This is a genomic window from Clostridium autoethanogenum DSM 10061, from assembly GCF_001484725.1.
Taxonomy (GTDB): Bacteria; Bacillota; Clostridia; order Clostridiales; family Clostridiaceae; genus Clostridium_B; species Clostridium_B ljungdahlii.
In genome coordinates this window covers 197,099-213,211 of the sequence record NZ_CP012395.1, presented here as the reverse complement: position 1 = coordinate 213,211, position 16,113 = coordinate 197,099, and the positions used below count along the sequence as shown (strand labels likewise).

Below are 16,113 nucleotides of genomic sequence, written 5' to 3'. Positions count from 1 at the left end.
TCTTTAAACTTAAAATCAATTAGATTATTATTAAAATATAGTTGGTTAAATATTGATACCATGTAAAAACATGAAATACCAAAATTTAAAACAGAAAGGATGAATGAAATGAGATCAAAATTTCAACATGTATTCTCACCTATTAAAATAAGAGGAATAGATTTTAAAAATCGTATTGTTCTTGCACCACCATCTCCCAATCTTGCCAGTACTGATGGCCTAGTTACACCGGAATTTGTAGACTGGTTCCGTATGTTTGCACGTGGTGGGGTATGCACATTGTATGTCGGCAACTGTTCCATTGATATTACAGAATCTAAAGATGAAGCTTTTCAGCTTGACCTTAAGGATGACAGATGCATTTTCCCGTTAACATTATATGCTGATATGGGCAAACAGTATGGTTGTCATGCTTCTTTGGAGATTAATCATAATGGTGAAAATACGGCTTTTGAAACTGTGGGCCACGCTCCTTACAGTTCATCACCGAATATTTCTTCAAGTGAGGCTACGCGTTCTGCAGCACTTGGAAGAGATCCTATACCTGCAATTGAAATGACACATGAAAAAATTGTACAAACTGTTGAAAAATATGCCAATGCTGCTGCGCGTATGAAAAGAGCAGGAATGGATATCTGTCTTGTTCATGGTGGACATGGTAACCTTATTTCACAGTTTACCAGCCCGCTTTACAATCATAGAACAGATGAGTATGGTGGTTCAATTGAGAACAGGGCACGTTTTGCTATTGAAGTATGTGATGCTATCCGCAGAAAAGTCGGTGAGGACTTCGTAATCGAATTTCGTATTTCTGCTGATGAAATTGCAGAAGAAGGTATGCATTTTAAAGAAACACTTGAACTTATCGGATTATTAAAAGATCATATTGATATTCTTCACGTTTCTGCTGGACTTCACAGTGACTTCAATATGAAATATTACCGTAATTGGTGCCAAAACTATATGATGGATCGCTGCTTTAATGTTCATTTTGCACGGGATGTAAAGAAAGCTTATCCTGATCTCCTTGTAACTACAGTAGGTTCTATTACAAGTATTGAAGATGCTGAAAAAATCATTGCTAATGGATGGGCTGATTTCGTTGCTATGTGTCGTCCACTTATGGCAGATCCTGATATGCCTAGAAAGTATGCTGAAAACCGTCCTGAAGACAGGCGGCCATGTTTACGCTGCGATACTTGTACAAAACATCTTTTTATTCCCAAACCAATATATTGCGCTGTTAACCCTATTTCAGGAATGACAAGTGAACTTAGAGATGGTGTTGTTCCAAAGGCACCTGTTAAGAAGAAAGTTGCTGTAATAGGAGGAGGCCCTGGTGGAATCCAGGCAATGCAGACATTACTTGACCGCGGACACGATGTAACTCTTTATGAAAAATCCGGATCAATTGGTGGTAATGTACAAGGAGCTGCACTTCCTCCATTTAAAATTGATTGCCAGGATTATTTGAAATGGCTTAAACACACAGCTGCACAGTGCAAAGCTGCAGGTGCAAAAATTTTATTTAATACAGATGCAACACAGGATATGCTTGATACTCAGAATTACGATGCAATTATAATTGCAGTTGGTTCGGATCCTATCATTCCTTTGAGTATTCCGGGAATTAATAAAAAGCATGTACACTGGGCCATTGATGCTGAATCTGACAAAAGTCTTGTTGGAGATAAAATTGTTATTGTAGGTGCCGGTGCCGTTGGTATTGAAGCTGCAATTGAATTCCATAATGAAGGAAAAGATGTAATCGTTATCGAAATGGAAGATCAAAAAAAGAGCTTTTCCAAGCTGATACAAAGTTCAGGCACAAGTGCTAAGGAATTTCGGACTATACTTAAAGACAAAGGTATTCCTGTAAAATACTTGAATCGCCTTAAAGAAATTTGTGATACTGAGGTTATTTGTGATAATATTGAAACTGGAAAAACTGCTATGTATGAAGCAGATACGGTACTGCTTGCTATGGGAATGCGTTCGAGAACAGATACTGTAGAAAAACTTCGCCACTGTGCTCCTGAAACCAATGTTTATATAGTTGGTGACTGCCAGAAAGTTGGTACAATCGGCACAGCTGTTAACCAGGCATTCCAGGCTGCTCTTCATATCTAATACTTATTCTTATCTCCGGGTAAGAATCTTAAAAAGCACTGAATCTTATTTCATTAGAACCTTTTTAATGAGGAATAATATTCAGTGCCTTTTTATGCCCTCCAATAACTGATACCATAAAAGATGATTATGATACTATAATAAATAAAGGATTTGAGACTTTTAGAGATGATTATTTTGCTTCAAAGATAAACTTAGATTTAGATGTATTAAATGAAGTAATAACTAAATGTCCACAGTATATTTAGGCGTATTCATAGCTATGGGGCGAGGATGTCCTGATTTCTATAATCCTAAACTTTGGGAAAAATTTGTATGGAAAAATCTTAAAAAGATAACTGACGCTATAATAGAGACAGGAGCAGCTGCAAGTTTTCATGCTGATTCCAATTGGAAACGTGGACTTGACTATTTTAAAGAGTTTCCAAAAGGTACTTGTGTATTTGAAACAGATGGTACTACAGATATTTATAAAATTAAAGAAAAACTAGGAGATCGTATGTGTATTAAAGGAGATGTTCAGGCTTCAAAATTTGCTCTTGGAACTCCTGATGAGGTATATGATTACAGCTCTCACCTAATAAAAGATATGGGGCCAGGATTTATTCTATCATCTGGTTGTGATATACCTGCAAATGCAAAGATAGAAAATGTGAAAGCAATGATTTCCGCTGCTGCTGGCAAATAAAATATATTAAAATTTAACACTATTGACTGAAGCAAAAAAATCTCACTTTGATAAAGTAAGTTTTTATCATTTAAATGTAAACAGAGTTCTAATCATTAGATGGAGTTTTGGCTCCACCTGATGCTTAGAACTCGTTATCCTATGACTACCTAATCTAATTGATGAATACATATAAGTTATATATAATAAACATATAGATGATATAATAAACTTCAGGTAATAGCAGAGGAAGTGATATTTTTGTTAAAAAAGCTTTTTCAATATTTTAAGAGGAATAGTTGGGAAATGGTCTTTTTCGCTACAACAGTAGAAAAATATTGTATGATAAAATATAAGCTTATTAGCAATGGTATTAAAGTAAAGACTAAAATAATAAGACATAATGGAAGAAAAAGTGGACATGAACACTATGAAATATATATCGAATCCAAAGAAATAGAAAAAGCTAATAAAATTATTCATAATGTTGGATGTTGATTCCAGTATGCAGCTTATTTTAAAATGTATGTCCGCTGATTTAATTGCAACTAAATATTAAATAATAGAGAGGTTGTTTATGAAAAAAATTTTTTTATTCATAATAATTTTTATGATGCTGCTATCTGGATGTGGTAAATCCGATAAAAGTACAAATGCTGTTAAGTCAGATCTTACTCCACAAGCATTCTTAAAATTTTATGATTTAAAAGTTCAAAAAAATCCACATAAATTTAAAGTTGATGTTCCTAAAACATGGAATGTGGGTCCAGGTCAATATCCCATAGGACTATTTTGGCAGCTAGCAAATGAGTTTTCAAAAGATGTAGGCCTCGACTTGACACCGTTAAAAGGAACAACTGTTGATGTATGGAGATATTCTTTGGTTGATGGACTTCCGGATGCTTCAGATCTCAGTAAATATAAGAAATATCCTTCTAATCTAGTATTATTGGTTAATAATCAAAAGGTAGTTGGTGCTTGGTTAGCTTTTAATCAATTTGAAATTGGTCCTTCAGTGAAGAAACATTATTTAAAGGATATTACAGGATTAGATTTTGAAGATTGGGTTCAGAAAAAGAGTTTGTTTACTGAACTTGGGAAAAATAAAGACATTGCTTCACTTGATCCAGTGGATGTAGTAAAAACGTATTTTAAAGCTATTAATGATGGTGATAAGACAAGAGCTTATGAATGTTTAGCCCCAACTGTAATGCTTGATTCTCTTACAGATAATCTTGGAATAGATCAAGGAAAGGCTCGGGAAGATCTTCTTTATAATCTAAAATTCGTTAAAATGAACTCTATGGTTGAAGGTATGGCAAACATTAAGCCAATATCCTTTATTCTTAAAGACTCTGAAAATCACTTAGCCATAAAAAATGTTGGTAATAGAACAGAAGTGGAAGTTGATACTGCTTGGCTTAATAGTGATAATAGTAAAGATGGTACGTTTGTCACGTTGAAAAAATATGCAAATGGATGGAAAATTAAAGGCATGGGTAATCCCTAGGTGATAAAATGATTGTCTTGAAAGAAATTGAAGATTATATTTTCATACAATATTTACCTTGTAAAAGAGTAGGTATTTATTTATACTTAATTTTAATAATTATTTTATCCGATCGCTACCATTGTTAACACCCCCATCGCACACAGCGAAAGCGACTATCACCAAATCAAAGATTTGGGATATCTGCTTTTCTATCAAAGTGGGGGATAAGCACTGCTACGCGCCTGGATAACGATTTCTAAGCATCAGGTAGAGTCAAAACTCAACCTGATACCAAGAACTCTATTTATAAATATACATAATTGGGAGTGATTTGATGAGTTTAGAAAGTGTAAAACAGTATTTCAAAGATAACAATTTATCTCTTGAAATAATCCAAATGGGTCAAAGTACTGCTACCGTTGAATTAGCAGCTAACGCTCTTGGAGTTGAGCCTGCTTTAATAGCTAAAACTATGGCCTTTAAATTAAAAGATAGAAATATACTTATATTATCAGAAGGCGATGCAAAAATTGACAATAGAAAATTTAAAGATTATTTTCACACAAAAGCCAAGATGTTAAGTGCTGATGAAGTACTTGAATTTACCGGGCATCCAGTAGGAGGAGTTTGTCCATTTGGATTAAAAACTCAAATGGATACTTATCTTGATGAATCACTAAAAAAATTTGAATATGTATATCCTGCTGCTGGCTCACGTAACTCTGCTGTAAAAATTACTCCAGAAGAACTATCAAACGTAACTTCTGGAACATGGGTTGATGTATGTAAATAATCACTTTCAACATATGGAAACATATTTAAATGTATCCCTATCCACCAGTTAAGCAGAGAAGCCCAAATCATAGATTTGGGCTTCTCTAATAGTAGGAAAAGAGATTTCATAATAAAAGATAGAGTTAAGACACATTTATTTCATCAAGGGATCGACCTTTAGTTTCAATACCAACTAGAGCAACTACTAATGCAACTACTGCGAACACTATAGTTAGCATAAGAAATACATAAGTGAAGCCAGCTTGTTTACCTTTAGTTTCATACACCAATCCAACGATGTAAGGAGCAGCGATGGCACCAATACGGCCAATTGCAGCTGCCCAACCGGCTCCACTGCCTCTAACACGTGTAGGATAAACTTCCGGTGTATAAGCGTACACTGCACCCCAAGCTCCTAGACTGAAGAAGTAAAGTAGGCATCCGAAAACAAGCACAGTAACTGCAGATGTTGCTTGACCAAATAAATATGCTGATAAGGAGGTACCTATTAAGTAGACTACTAGAACTACTTTACGACCAATCTTTTCTATTAGATAGGCTGCACTGTAATATCCGGGCAGTTGGGCAATGCTCATAATTAATGTAAATTGAAATCCCTTTACTAAGCTGAACCCTTTGCCAACAAGCAGAGTCGGAGTCCATAAAACAAACCCATAATATCCAAAATTAATACCTAACCATAGAACCCACAGCACAATGGTGCGCCTAAAATAAGCTTTGGACCATAAATCAGCAAGAGTGATACTATTCATTTTTTTATTTTTGGACAAATCGGTTACAGCTATTTCATTATTAATTATTCCAGCCTGTTGTTCCATTTTACGTACAATTCCATCTGCTTCTTTCCAACGTCCTTTTTGTTCCAAGTATCGAGGAGATTCTGGAATATTTCTTCTCAGATAGGCTGCATACAGTGCTGGTATTCCTCCTAAGAAAAATCCAATACGCCATCCATATACTGGTATCAAAAGGTAAGCAATTAAAGCTGAAGCAATCCATCCCCAAGCCCAGAAACTTTCTAACAAAACAACCATCCGACCGCGGGATTTAGCAGGTGAAAATTCACTAACCAAAGTAGATGCTGCCGGCAGCTCTCCACCTAGACCTAATCCAGTTAAAAATCGTAACAACAATAATATACTAAAGTTAGGAGAAATACCGGATACGGCACTGGCTAATCCATATAGAACAAGAGTAAATGTAACGACTGTTCTTCTACCATATTTGTCAGCGACCATTCCAGCTACAGCGGCACCAATAGCCATTCCCACTGCCGAAGCACTTCCGAGTAAGCCTAAATCGGCAGGAGTAAGTCTCCATGACTTTCCAATTGAAGCCATTACACCAGCCATCATGCCTTGATCCATGGCATCAAACAACCATCCAATACCTGACAAAAACAACACTGTCCAAAGCATGTGTGTAGCTGGCAATTTTTCAATTCTTCGCGAAATACTACTCATTTAATTCACATCACTTTCTTAAAGAGCTATTTATTTTTTAATCTTTTTAAATAACTAACCTTTTATATTTTTTGTATAATACTGCAGAATATTTACGTCAATAATGACTTCCTACATAAATACTCACCTCTAATAATATAAATTTTATAGCTTCAACATTTATATTATAATGTATATACATGTGTAAATTCAATACTTTTCCACATTTTAGTTTATTAAATATTTCTTACCTTTATGTATATAAGTTATTGCAATAATAAAATAGCTATAAAAATTATTAAAATAAGGGAAACCATTAAATTGGAAACTAAAGAAATTTGAAGTATTAGAAGCTGAAGAAATATATAAAATTTTAAAAATAAGAAATGAAGTATTTATTATAGAACAGAAATGCCCTTACCAAGGTTGTGACGATAAAATCTAGAAGATAGTATTCCACATATAGATATATTAGCTGATATTACATAAAGATACGTGTAAAAATAAGACCGCATATTGGATAGAAATTCAAATATGTAGCTTGTTCTTACACGTATATATAGGTATACAGAAATTTGATATGTCAAACAATTTTTCCTTATACTGTACAAACCAATAATATATCACAATTTAAGCATTCTTTTCACTTTGCTCAAGATTAACAAAGTTTTATATATAGATATTTATTTAATTTGTTTAAATCCTCCTATGCTAGAATCGTATTGAATAGTAGCTTCAGTAGTATCTCCACCAAATGTTACATCTAAGGAATTGCTAATAACATTTGTAACAACAGTACCATTAGTAATATCTGCTTCAAGGTAAACTGTTACAATTTCATATGGAGTGAATTTTGCAGATTGATTCAATGGTACTATAGAAGCATTAATTGGGCTTCCAGAAACTAAAACCCCATTACATTCTGCTTCTTGGGTTAGTCCAAAAATTAATGTATCATATCCAGCCATCTTATGCTCAACAGCATATTGTCCTTCTTGTATATCTGAATTTGATTCAGGAGGATCAAATGTTCCCTTATTAAACGTATATAATTGTTTTGAAACTGCACTAACTTCAGATAACTTATCAATCGTAGCTCCCGATTTTAATTCTGAGTTTGAAGCATAAATTGCATAGTTACCATTCCAGCTTACATAATTACTTTCAAATGGTTGAAATGTTATCCATGCAACAGTATTTCCAGTTGAAGCTTTCTTTAATAATACTACATTTTGACCTGCATCAAAAACAGTTGCAACATCTTTTGAATTAAAGAGAATGTTTAATTTATAATTTGGCATAAGTTAATACCCCCGTTTTTACACATTTTATAACATGTGAAGTAAAATTTATATTCACATGCTACATTGATATATACTAAAAATTTGTTTTAAATAGAACTTCTTATATATAATTTTTTAAAATAGGTTAATAAACATGATAAAGGAAGATTAAAAAATTTATTTGACAATAGCTTAAATTAGTACTACAATTAAGAAAATCAAATTAAAAAACTATGACAGGAATCAAGTAGATATATAATATTCAAAGAGAGTGATGTTTGCTGTAAATTCACAATATTTATATATTGAAAACTCATCCTCGAGTTATTAGCTGAAATATCAGTAGGCTACATCGGTTGAACCCGTTATTTTATAAAGAAAAAATTTGGATGGTACCGCGGTATTGTTTCTCGCTCCAAGAGAAACAATACCGCTTTTTATTTTAACAACTTAATATTATAAAAATAATGATAGGGACAAGTAGATATAACTATACTTTAAAGAGAGTGCGCATGGTGAAAAAACACATTTATATTATATTGAAACTCACCCTTAAATTGCAATCTGAAATCAGTAGGACTTGTGCCGGCATGAAGCCGTTAAACTATTTAAGTGATAAATTTGGGTGGTACCGCGATAGACCTTTCGCCCCATGGGAAGGTCTATTTTTTATACTCAATTTTAGAAAATAATTTTTACTGGCCAGTGAAATTATATATAAAAAAATTAATTTTGCACTTATTGGATGGAGGTATTTTAATGGAATCAGTTAGTTACATTTCTGAAAAGATGGATTATGTTCCAGTATCTAAATTGCATTACAAGATATTATGGCTTATAGGCCTTGGAATATTTTTAGATGGTTTTGATGTATATCTGGCAGGGGGAGTTTTAGGAGTATTATTAAAAAGTGGATGGTCAAATATTGGCTTAAATGCTACCTTTATCTCTGTAACTTTTTTAGGACTTTTAATAGGTTCACTTCTTACTGGATTTTTAGGGGATAGTTTCGGACGTAAATTTTCCTATCAGTTGAATCTTTTAATATTTGGAGGAGCCTCTCTTGTGGCTGCATTTTCTCCTAATATGATTTTTTTAATAGCCTGTAGAGGAATAATGGGGATTGGTCTTGGTGCTGAAATTGTTACAGGATATGCATTGCTTGGAGAATTTGTACCATCAAAGACGAGAGGAAAGTGGGTATCCATGCTTTCTCTTATAACAAACTGTTCTACTCCAGCAGCTGCATTTTTAGGGTATATCATAATACCTAGATTTGGATGGAGATGGATGTTTGTATTTGTAGGAGTATTTTCCATAATTGTATGGTATCTTAGAAAAAGTATGCCTGAATCTCCAAGATGGTATGAATCAAAGGGAATGGAAAAAGATGCACAGGATGTAGTAGACATATTCTACAGTGCAGCAGAAGAGGAATCAAGAAATTCCATATCTCAGCCCAGTGTAATAAAAAAAGAGAAACATAGGGATGAAGGAAAATTTACTGATTTATTTAGTAAAAATATGATCTCGAGAACTATTGTAGGCTGTGTAGTACTAATTGCAATAAACACCTTGATATACACCTTTGTAAGTTGGGCACCTACGTTTTTCTTGAGAAAGGGAATAAATATTTCCAAATCCCTAGGATATACAACTATAATGATGATAGGCGCACCACTTGGAGCTTTAATTGGCAGCTTCATTGTAGATAAATTTGGGCGTAAATGGTGTCTTACTGTATTTATGCTTGCAGCTGGTGCACTTGGATATGCCTACGCTTCACAAAATGCTATGGGAATAATATTAACAATGGGATTTTTCTTAACTGTAATAATATATATTTTACTTACACTTGGACTTGCTATCTACGTTCCGGAATTATTTCCTACAAATATAAGAATGAGAGGCTCTGGATTTTGTAATGCTATTGGAAGACTGGCAACTATATTCAGTCCCTATGGAGTAGCATGGATACTTAAAAATTATGATACCAAAGTTGTGTTTATAACACTTGGATTTATACTTATAATAGTAGCATTTATTATTGCCACTTTAGGAGTTGAAACAAAACAGAAGTCCTTAGATGAAATATAGTGATTATAATATAAGTATAAAGTTAAGCTAGTTGTTTCCCATATAAAAACTCCACCTATGAAACTTTTCATTATTTTAAATGGTGGAGTTTTTTATATACAAGATAGACTACAGCAAATCTGGTTTTATAGGATAAGAACCAAAACTTCTTGCAGTATCCATAAGTGCCTGTATATTTTCAATTGGAGAATTTATAGGAATTTGACATCCTGTACTAAGTACAAATCCTTTTGGATTGTTATAAGCTTTCTTTATACAAAGCTTGCTTTCACGTACAACGTCATCATAAGTCCCATACCTTACAGCATCTACTGGTGATACATTGCCAACCAAACAAACCTTATCTCCAACAGCCTTTTTAGCCTTTTCTAGATCCTCTGTATTATCAATACTCAATGTGGTTATTCCTGTTTGTATTAAACTATTCCATATTTCTTTACTTTTACCACACACATGCATGGAGGTTCCCATTCCACTTTTTTGTCTCATTCTATCTACACATTTTTTTACATAGGGCATAGAAAAATTCTCATATAACCTTTTGCTTATTATACTTGAAGAAGAAACAGGGTCACACATACCAAAGCTAATTCCCATATTTGCTATAATATCTATAATCTTAAAATTAGATTCTGTTACTATGTCTAAAAGTTCATGAACCTTTTTAGGATATTTAAGCACCGCTTTTAAAAAATTTTCAGTTCCTAGTAAATCTGAAGCTGTTGTAAAAGGAGCAGGAATCGAAAAACTGACATTTACTTCTTTACCTAAAGCATCATTTACCATTTTTACGGCTTTAAGTCTTACCGGAAGTTTTCCGTCCTTATATGGATCAGCAGGAGAAAGCTTGGATACATCATTTATATCTTTTATGGCAGGTTTGTCTACATATGAAATAGCATTTTCAGGATATATAACCTTGGTTCCCATAGCTTCTGCAATTTCTCTAAGAGAAACACCTACACCAACACTATCATGTCTAAATTTTTTAAAAAGAGCTATTTCAAGTTCAGCAGTTACATCTGCATTATGATAGTGTTCATAAGTAGTTTTTCCAATAAAAGAAGCTAAAGTAACGCCCATCATAGGAGTACATGGTATCCTATCAACAGGTTCACCTTTTAATAAAGCTTTCATTCTTTCTTTTGGGGTCATTGAATCCTTTTTAATTTCCATATATAATTAAACACCTTCTTAAATTTATATTAAAATAGTTATATGTTTATCCGATCGCTACCATTGCTAACACCCCCATCTTCTATCAAAGTGGGGGATAAGCACTGCTACGCGCCTGGATAACGATTTCTAAGCATCAGGTGGAGTCAAAACTCAACCTGATGCTTAGAAATCTGTTTATGGTGATGAATAAATTATAGCATTTCTACAAAAGCAGCAACTCTTGTCTTAATCTGACCTACATCTGTTTTTGAATAATCCGTTTCGATAGCCATATATGGTATTTTTTTCTCTTCATTTACAAATTTCTTTATTCCGTAAGACTCTACGCTGTATGGATGACAGGACTGGAGTATTACATCTACTACTCCATCTATTTTATAGTCATCTATAAGCTCTGAAATTAAATTTGTTCTATTGTTGTTTGGAGTCATACAAGCACAGCCTATTTTTAAATATTTTTCAGCGATTGCATCTATAGGATCTTTAGTTTCATCTACAAGTTTAGAGATTTCCTTAACGCCTGTACAATCTTCATAGCATACTACTACTCCACCATTATCTTCTATAGCATATACAACTTTCTCTGTAGCCTCACCCATTGGACAGCCTGTAATCAATATTCTCTTTGCATTTTGTGATACTTTACTTTCTCCCTTATCATAAGCATCTTTAATTTTTGCTGTTGTATTATGTAAGTCATTGATTAAAGCTTCCTTGTCCCATTTAAAAGAGGACCCATTTAAAATTTTAAGTAACTCTATGCCTGTTATTGGAGGAGGGCACATTTTTCCTAATTCATAAAATTCCTTTAAAGCTTTTCTCTCTCTATTACGAAGTTTTATAGAATTTTTTAACTTTTCATCAGTTATAGTTGTATTGAATTCTTTTTCAAGCTTTTCCTTTAATTTTATCAATTCATCTTTCCATAATTTATAGCTATCAACATCATCAGGCATCTGCGGCAGGTGCATTACATGTACATTCTTAAATTCACCTAAGTATTCATACATCTTTTTCTTTCCATCACAAGTAGTTTCTCCTACAATTAAATCTGAGAAATAAAAATAAGGACATTTGTCCGTTATAGCAAAACCGTAACTTGATTTAATAAGCGGGCATAGATTTCTAGGTAAATGCTTTTCCGCATCTTCTATGGTTTCATCACTTTTTGAACACAGTGAAACAGCCAAAGCCCCTGAAGCATTTATAATTTCCCATGGAGTAAAAGTACAAAAAGTTCCTACAACTTTTTTACCCTCATCCTTTAGATTTTTTATAGTTATAAATCCTTGTTTTCTAGAATCACTAAAATCATTAAATATTTGGGGTAAATCATTCATTTATCAATACCTTCTTTACTTTTTATTTTTAATAAATTGCATATTTTAATATTATCATAGATTATATTGGTAATTTTATCTATAAAAAAATCTTATATTATTCAAGTTGATTATTTGTTTTACATATAATTATTGTTAAATTTTCACATATAGGGATATAATTGAACTAGTATTATACGGTTATGCAATGTTACATATCATTTAGTTAGCTAGAGGAGAAAAGTTAAAATGTGCTTAGTAAAATTTATAAATAGAGATGTAGAAATTAAAGTGAAAAGAAAAACTACTTTAATGGAATGTATTAGAATGGCTGGATTTAAAATGGAGACCCCCCGTAATTATAGACATAGGAACCAAAGGTAATATTAAGTACCGGAAGATTTAATAAGGAATTACAAAATAAACTTAAGGATAGGATAAAAGATAAAAAGTTTTATATTACTGATAATATGTATATATCGCAAAAAGATATAAGACAAATACAACTGGCCAAAGCTGCCATTTCATCAGGTATTACTATGCTCTTAAAGCAAATTGACATAAGCATTGAATCTATAGAAGAAATAGTGATTGCAGGTGCTTTTGGCTATCATATAAATCCTGAAAGTATAAAAGAAATAGGCCTTATACCTAAAGGGTTTAATAATAAAATAACTTTTGTAGGTAATTCAGCTATAGAAGGAGCGAAGATAGCCCTTATAAATGAGGACAAGCTAAATGAGATGAGCACTATTAGAAATAATATAGAAATAGTAGAGTTATCAACAAGAGACGATTTTCAAGATCACTTTGTAAAAGCTTTGAATTTTTAATTGTATATACAAATATAAATTTAAGAAAGGATGATTTTATTATGAAGGATGATTTATTAAAAGAACTATCTGATTCTGTAGTAAACATGCAAGAGGAGGAAACTATAGAAATATCAAAAAAGTGTGTAGAAAATAATATCAATGCTTATGAAGCTATAGATAAAGGATTAGCTGATGGCATGAATAGAGCTGGGAAGCTCTATGAAGAAGAAGAATATTATATACCTGAACTACTTTTGTGCTCTGATGCTATGTATTCTGGTTTAGATATATTAAAACCGCATTTGGAAAAAGAAGAAACTGAAAATAAAGCTAAAGTAGTAATTGGTGTAGTAGAAGGAGACACTCACGATATAGGTAAAAACTTAGTTAAAATAATGATGGAAACAGAAGGATTTGAAGTTATAGACTTAGGAAGAGATATACCTCCTATAGATTTTGTAAATAAAGCCAAAGAAGTAGGAGCCTCAATTATTGCACTGTCAACTCTTATGACTACTACTATGGATGGCATGGCTGAGGTAATAAACCTTTTGAAAAAAGAGGGCATAAGAGACAAAATATCAGTCATGGTAGGCGGAGGCCCTATATCTCAAAACTTTGCAGATAAAATAGGGGCAGATGCTTATACCTTAGATGCTTCAAAAGCCGCTAAACGAGCTAAAGCTTTAATTAAAAAACAAACATCAGAAACTATATAAGGGGAGATCAAAATTATGGAAGATCAAATGACACCTATAGAAAGATCTATAGCATTAAATAAAAAGCAAGAAGCAGATAGGTTACCCTGCAATCCTAATATAGCTAACGGCGTAGCAAGAATTTATGGCTGCAAGATTTCAGATTTTAATACTAGCGGACAAGCTATAGCTGAGGCACAAATAGCAGCGTATAAAAAATTTCATATGGATGGATTAAGAGTATTCACAGATTTATATGCTTGGGCAGAAGCTATGGGATGTGAGCTTACATTTCCAGAAGATAATACTGCTGATCTCTTAAAACCGGCCATAAAAAATATTGATGATATAGATAAAATAAAAATAGCAAATCCTTATAAAGATGGCAGGTTGCCCGTATATATTGAGGCGATGAAGTATTTAGTTGATAAAGTTGGGAAAGAAGTTGCTTGTTCTGGAGGTATAGTAGGACCATTTTCAAATGCCTTTTTCCTTGTAGGAATAGAAAACATGACAAGACTATTTTTTAAAAATCCAGAGGCCGTACATAAGCTTTGTGAACTTTCCTTACAGACATGTATAGAATACGCAAAAGTTGTAATGAGTTTAGGACTTTCTATTACTATTTCAGAACCTTTATCCTCTTGCACTGTAGTTAGCCCAAAACATTTTGAAAAATTCTGCATGCCTTATTTAGAAAAGCTTGTACGATTCATACAATCTCAAGGGAAAACATGTGTACTTCATGTATGTGGTAAAACTAAAAAAATATGGCCCTACGTTGGAAAACTTTCTAAAATAGGTGTCAGTGGTTTTAGTATGGACAATGTAGAAAGTTTAAAAGAATGTAAAGAAGAACTAGGCGATAAAGTAAAAATAATGGGTAATGTAGATCCTTCAAATATAATGTATGGAGGCACAAAAAAAGAAATTGTAAATACAGTTGCCAAATGTGTATTAGATGGATATGATAGTTTAAAAGGTTATGTGGTAATGTCCGGGTGTAGTTTACCTGTAGAAACCCCTTCAGAAAATATACAATTAATGATGGATACTGTTAGAAAAATTGGATACCCAATAGATGTTGAAAAGGTAAAATCATTTATTGTATAACACAAATTCAAAATAAAGGTTGGTGGTTTTTTGTTATCTGAAAAAGAGAGGCTTGGATTATCTCTTAAAAGAAAAAAAGTTGATAGACCTCCTTGTATATGTCCTGGAGGAATGATGAATATGATAGTGGAAGAAGTAATGGACTTAACCCATTGTGAATGGCCAGAAGCTCATACAAGTCCAAAAATAATGGCAGATTTGGCTGCAGGTATGTATGAAAATGGAGGCTTTGAAAATTTTGGAGTGCCTTTTTGTATGACTATAGAAGCTGAAAGTATGGGATCAAAAGTATTTTTAGGAACAAAAATAAGCGAACCCAGAATTTCTTCTTATGCTATTAATTCAGTAACTGAATGGAGAAAATTAAAAAAATTAGAGGTCCATAGTGGCAGAGCTCAAGTAGTATTAGATACAATTAAACTTTTAAAAGGAAAAAATAAAAATATACCTATTATAGCTAATTTAACAGGTCCTATTAGTACCGCATCATCTCTTATGGAACCTGTTAAATATTATAAAGAACTCATAGTAAAACCAAAGGAATCCCATGAAATGATGGATTTTGTAACTGATAATCTTATAAACTTTGGAAGGGCACAGTTAAATGCAGGAGCTGATTTAATTACTATTTCAGATCCAAGCGGAACAGGTGAAATATTAGGTCCTAGCACTTTTAGAAAATATGGACTCTTTTATATAAATAAAATAATTGATGGATTAAATAAATATTCAAAATACGGTATTATAGTTCATATATGTGGAAGATTAAAAAGTATTTACAAGGAATTAAATGAACTTCATAGTGATGCTATAAGTTTTGATGCTGTAACTAGCATAAAGCAAATGTGTGAAAATGTAACAAATAAAGCCATAATGGGAAATGTAAGCACTTTTTCTCTTCAAAATAGTTCTTTAGAAGAAGTAACTAGCTTGTCAAAAAATTGTTTAAAAAGCGGTGTCCATATATTGTCTCCAGCTTGTGGTTTGGGAACTACAACTCCACTGAAAAATATACAAGCTATGGTACAGGCAGCTAATAATTTTAAAAAAGAATAGTGTAAATTAAAACTTTTAGGAAATCCA

General features: G+C 32.8%; 15 protein-coding genes and 2 other annotated features. Of the genes, 11 read left to right on the top strand and 4 right to left on the bottom strand.

The genetic code is table 11. From position 1 onward, the window contains the following. The first annotated feature begins 99 nt into the window (after positions 1-99). The 5 genes from CLAU_RS00970 (at position 100) to CLAU_RS00950 (ending at position 5,082) form a co-directional block, all read left to right on the top strand. Positions 100-2,130 (top strand): oxidoreductase, encoded by a 2,031-nt coding sequence (locus tag CLAU_RS00970; protein WP_338032492.1) that lies wholly within the window; start codon positions 100-102, stop codon positions 2,128-2,130. Between the two features lie 229 nt (positions 2,131-2,359). Next, positions 2,360-2,818: a uroporphyrinogen decarboxylase family protein gene (locus CLAU_RS00965; protein WP_013238768.1), complete on the top strand. Its 459-nt coding sequence runs from the start codon at positions 2,360-2,362 to the stop codon at positions 2,816-2,818. Between the two features lie 240 nt (positions 2,819-3,058). Further along, positions 3,059-3,295 (top strand): hypothetical protein, encoded by a 237-nt coding sequence (locus tag CLAU_RS00960; RefSeq protein ID WP_013238767.1) that lies wholly within the window; start codon positions 3,059-3,061, stop codon positions 3,293-3,295. Between the two features lie 79 nt (positions 3,296-3,374). Further along, a complete protein-coding gene (locus CLAU_RS00955; protein ID WP_013238766.1) occupies positions 3,375-4,307 on the top strand; it encodes a DUF4830 domain-containing protein in 933 nt (310 codons plus the stop codon). A gap of 316 nt (positions 4,308-4,623) precedes the next feature. Then, positions 4,624-5,082 (top strand): YbaK/EbsC family protein, encoded by a 459-nt coding sequence (locus CLAU_RS00950; protein ID WP_013238765.1) that lies wholly within the window; start codon positions 4,624-4,626, stop codon positions 5,080-5,082. Positions 5,083-5,206: 124 nt separating this feature from the next. On the opposite strand, the gene CLAU_RS00945 is transcribed toward CLAU_RS00950, so the two are convergent. Both CLAU_RS00945 and CLAU_RS00940 read right to left on the bottom strand, forming a co-directional pair. Next, complete coding sequence (locus CLAU_RS00945; protein WP_023161715.1) at positions 5,207-6,547, bottom strand: MFS transporter; 1,341 nt, start codon at positions 6,545-6,547, stop codon at positions 5,207-5,209. Positions 6,548-7,209: 662 nt separating this feature from the next. After that, positions 7,210-7,827: a hypothetical protein gene (locus CLAU_RS00940; protein WP_023161714.1), complete on the bottom strand. Its 618-nt coding sequence runs from the start codon at positions 7,825-7,827 to the stop codon at positions 7,210-7,212. Positions 7,828-8,033: 206 nt separating this feature from the next. After that, positions 8,034-8,230: a binding site (T-box leader), on the top strand. Between the two features lie 37 nt (positions 8,231-8,267). Next, positions 8,268-8,465, top strand: a binding site (T-box leader). Between the two features lie 103 nt (positions 8,466-8,568). Between CLAU_RS00940 and CLAU_RS00935 the strand changes: the two genes are divergently transcribed. Then, entirely contained in the window at positions 8,569-9,906 is a 1,338-nt protein-coding gene (locus CLAU_RS00935) for an MFS transporter (RefSeq protein WP_023161713.1), read from the top strand. Between the two features lie 108 nt (positions 9,907-10,014). Here the strand turns inward: CLAU_RS00935 and CLAU_RS00930 are convergent, their stop codons facing one another. Both CLAU_RS00930 and CLAU_RS00925 read right to left on the bottom strand, forming a co-directional pair. Beyond that, positions 10,015-11,082 (bottom strand): uroporphyrinogen decarboxylase family protein, encoded by a 1,068-nt coding sequence (locus tag CLAU_RS00930; protein WP_023161712.1) that lies wholly within the window; start codon positions 11,080-11,082, stop codon positions 10,015-10,017. 194 nt (positions 11,083-11,276) lie between these two features. Continuing rightward, positions 11,277-12,425, bottom strand: a complete 1,149-nt coding sequence (locus CLAU_RS00925; protein WP_023161711.1) for a double-cubane-cluster-containing anaerobic reductase — start codon at positions 12,423-12,425, stop codon at positions 11,277-11,279. 228 nt (positions 12,426-12,653) lie between these two features. On the opposite strand from CLAU_RS00925, the gene CLAU_RS21295 reads away from it, so the two are divergent. From CLAU_RS21295 to CLAU_RS00905, 5 genes are read left to right on the top strand one after another with little or no spacing between them, the layout of a single operon-like run. After that, on the top strand, positions 12,654-12,788 hold the full coding sequence (locus tag CLAU_RS21295) for a hypothetical protein (RefSeq protein ID WP_023161710.1): 135 nt from the start codon (positions 12,654-12,656) through the stop codon (positions 12,786-12,788). After that, on the top strand, positions 12,788-13,237 hold the full coding sequence (locus tag CLAU_RS00920; protein WP_081650135.1) for an ASKHA domain-containing protein: 450 nt from the start codon (positions 12,788-12,790) through the stop codon (positions 13,235-13,237). The genes CLAU_RS21295 and CLAU_RS00920 overlap by 1 nt, the downstream gene beginning before the upstream one ends. Positions 13,238-13,278: 41 nt before the next feature. After that, entirely contained in the window at positions 13,279-13,938 is a 660-nt protein-coding gene (locus CLAU_RS00915; RefSeq protein ID WP_013238758.1) for a corrinoid protein, read from the top strand. 15 nt (positions 13,939-13,953) lie between these two features. Continuing rightward, positions 13,954-15,030: a uroporphyrinogen decarboxylase family protein gene (locus CLAU_RS00910; protein WP_013238757.1), complete on the top strand. Its 1,077-nt coding sequence runs from the start codon at positions 13,954-13,956 to the stop codon at positions 15,028-15,030. Between the two features lie 30 nt (positions 15,031-15,060). Continuing rightward, on the top strand, positions 15,061-16,086 hold the full coding sequence (locus CLAU_RS00905) for a methylcobamide:CoM methyltransferase MtbA (protein ID WP_013238756.1): 1,026 nt from the start codon (positions 15,061-15,063) through the stop codon (positions 16,084-16,086). The last annotated feature ends 27 nt before the right edge of the window (positions 16,087-16,113 follow it).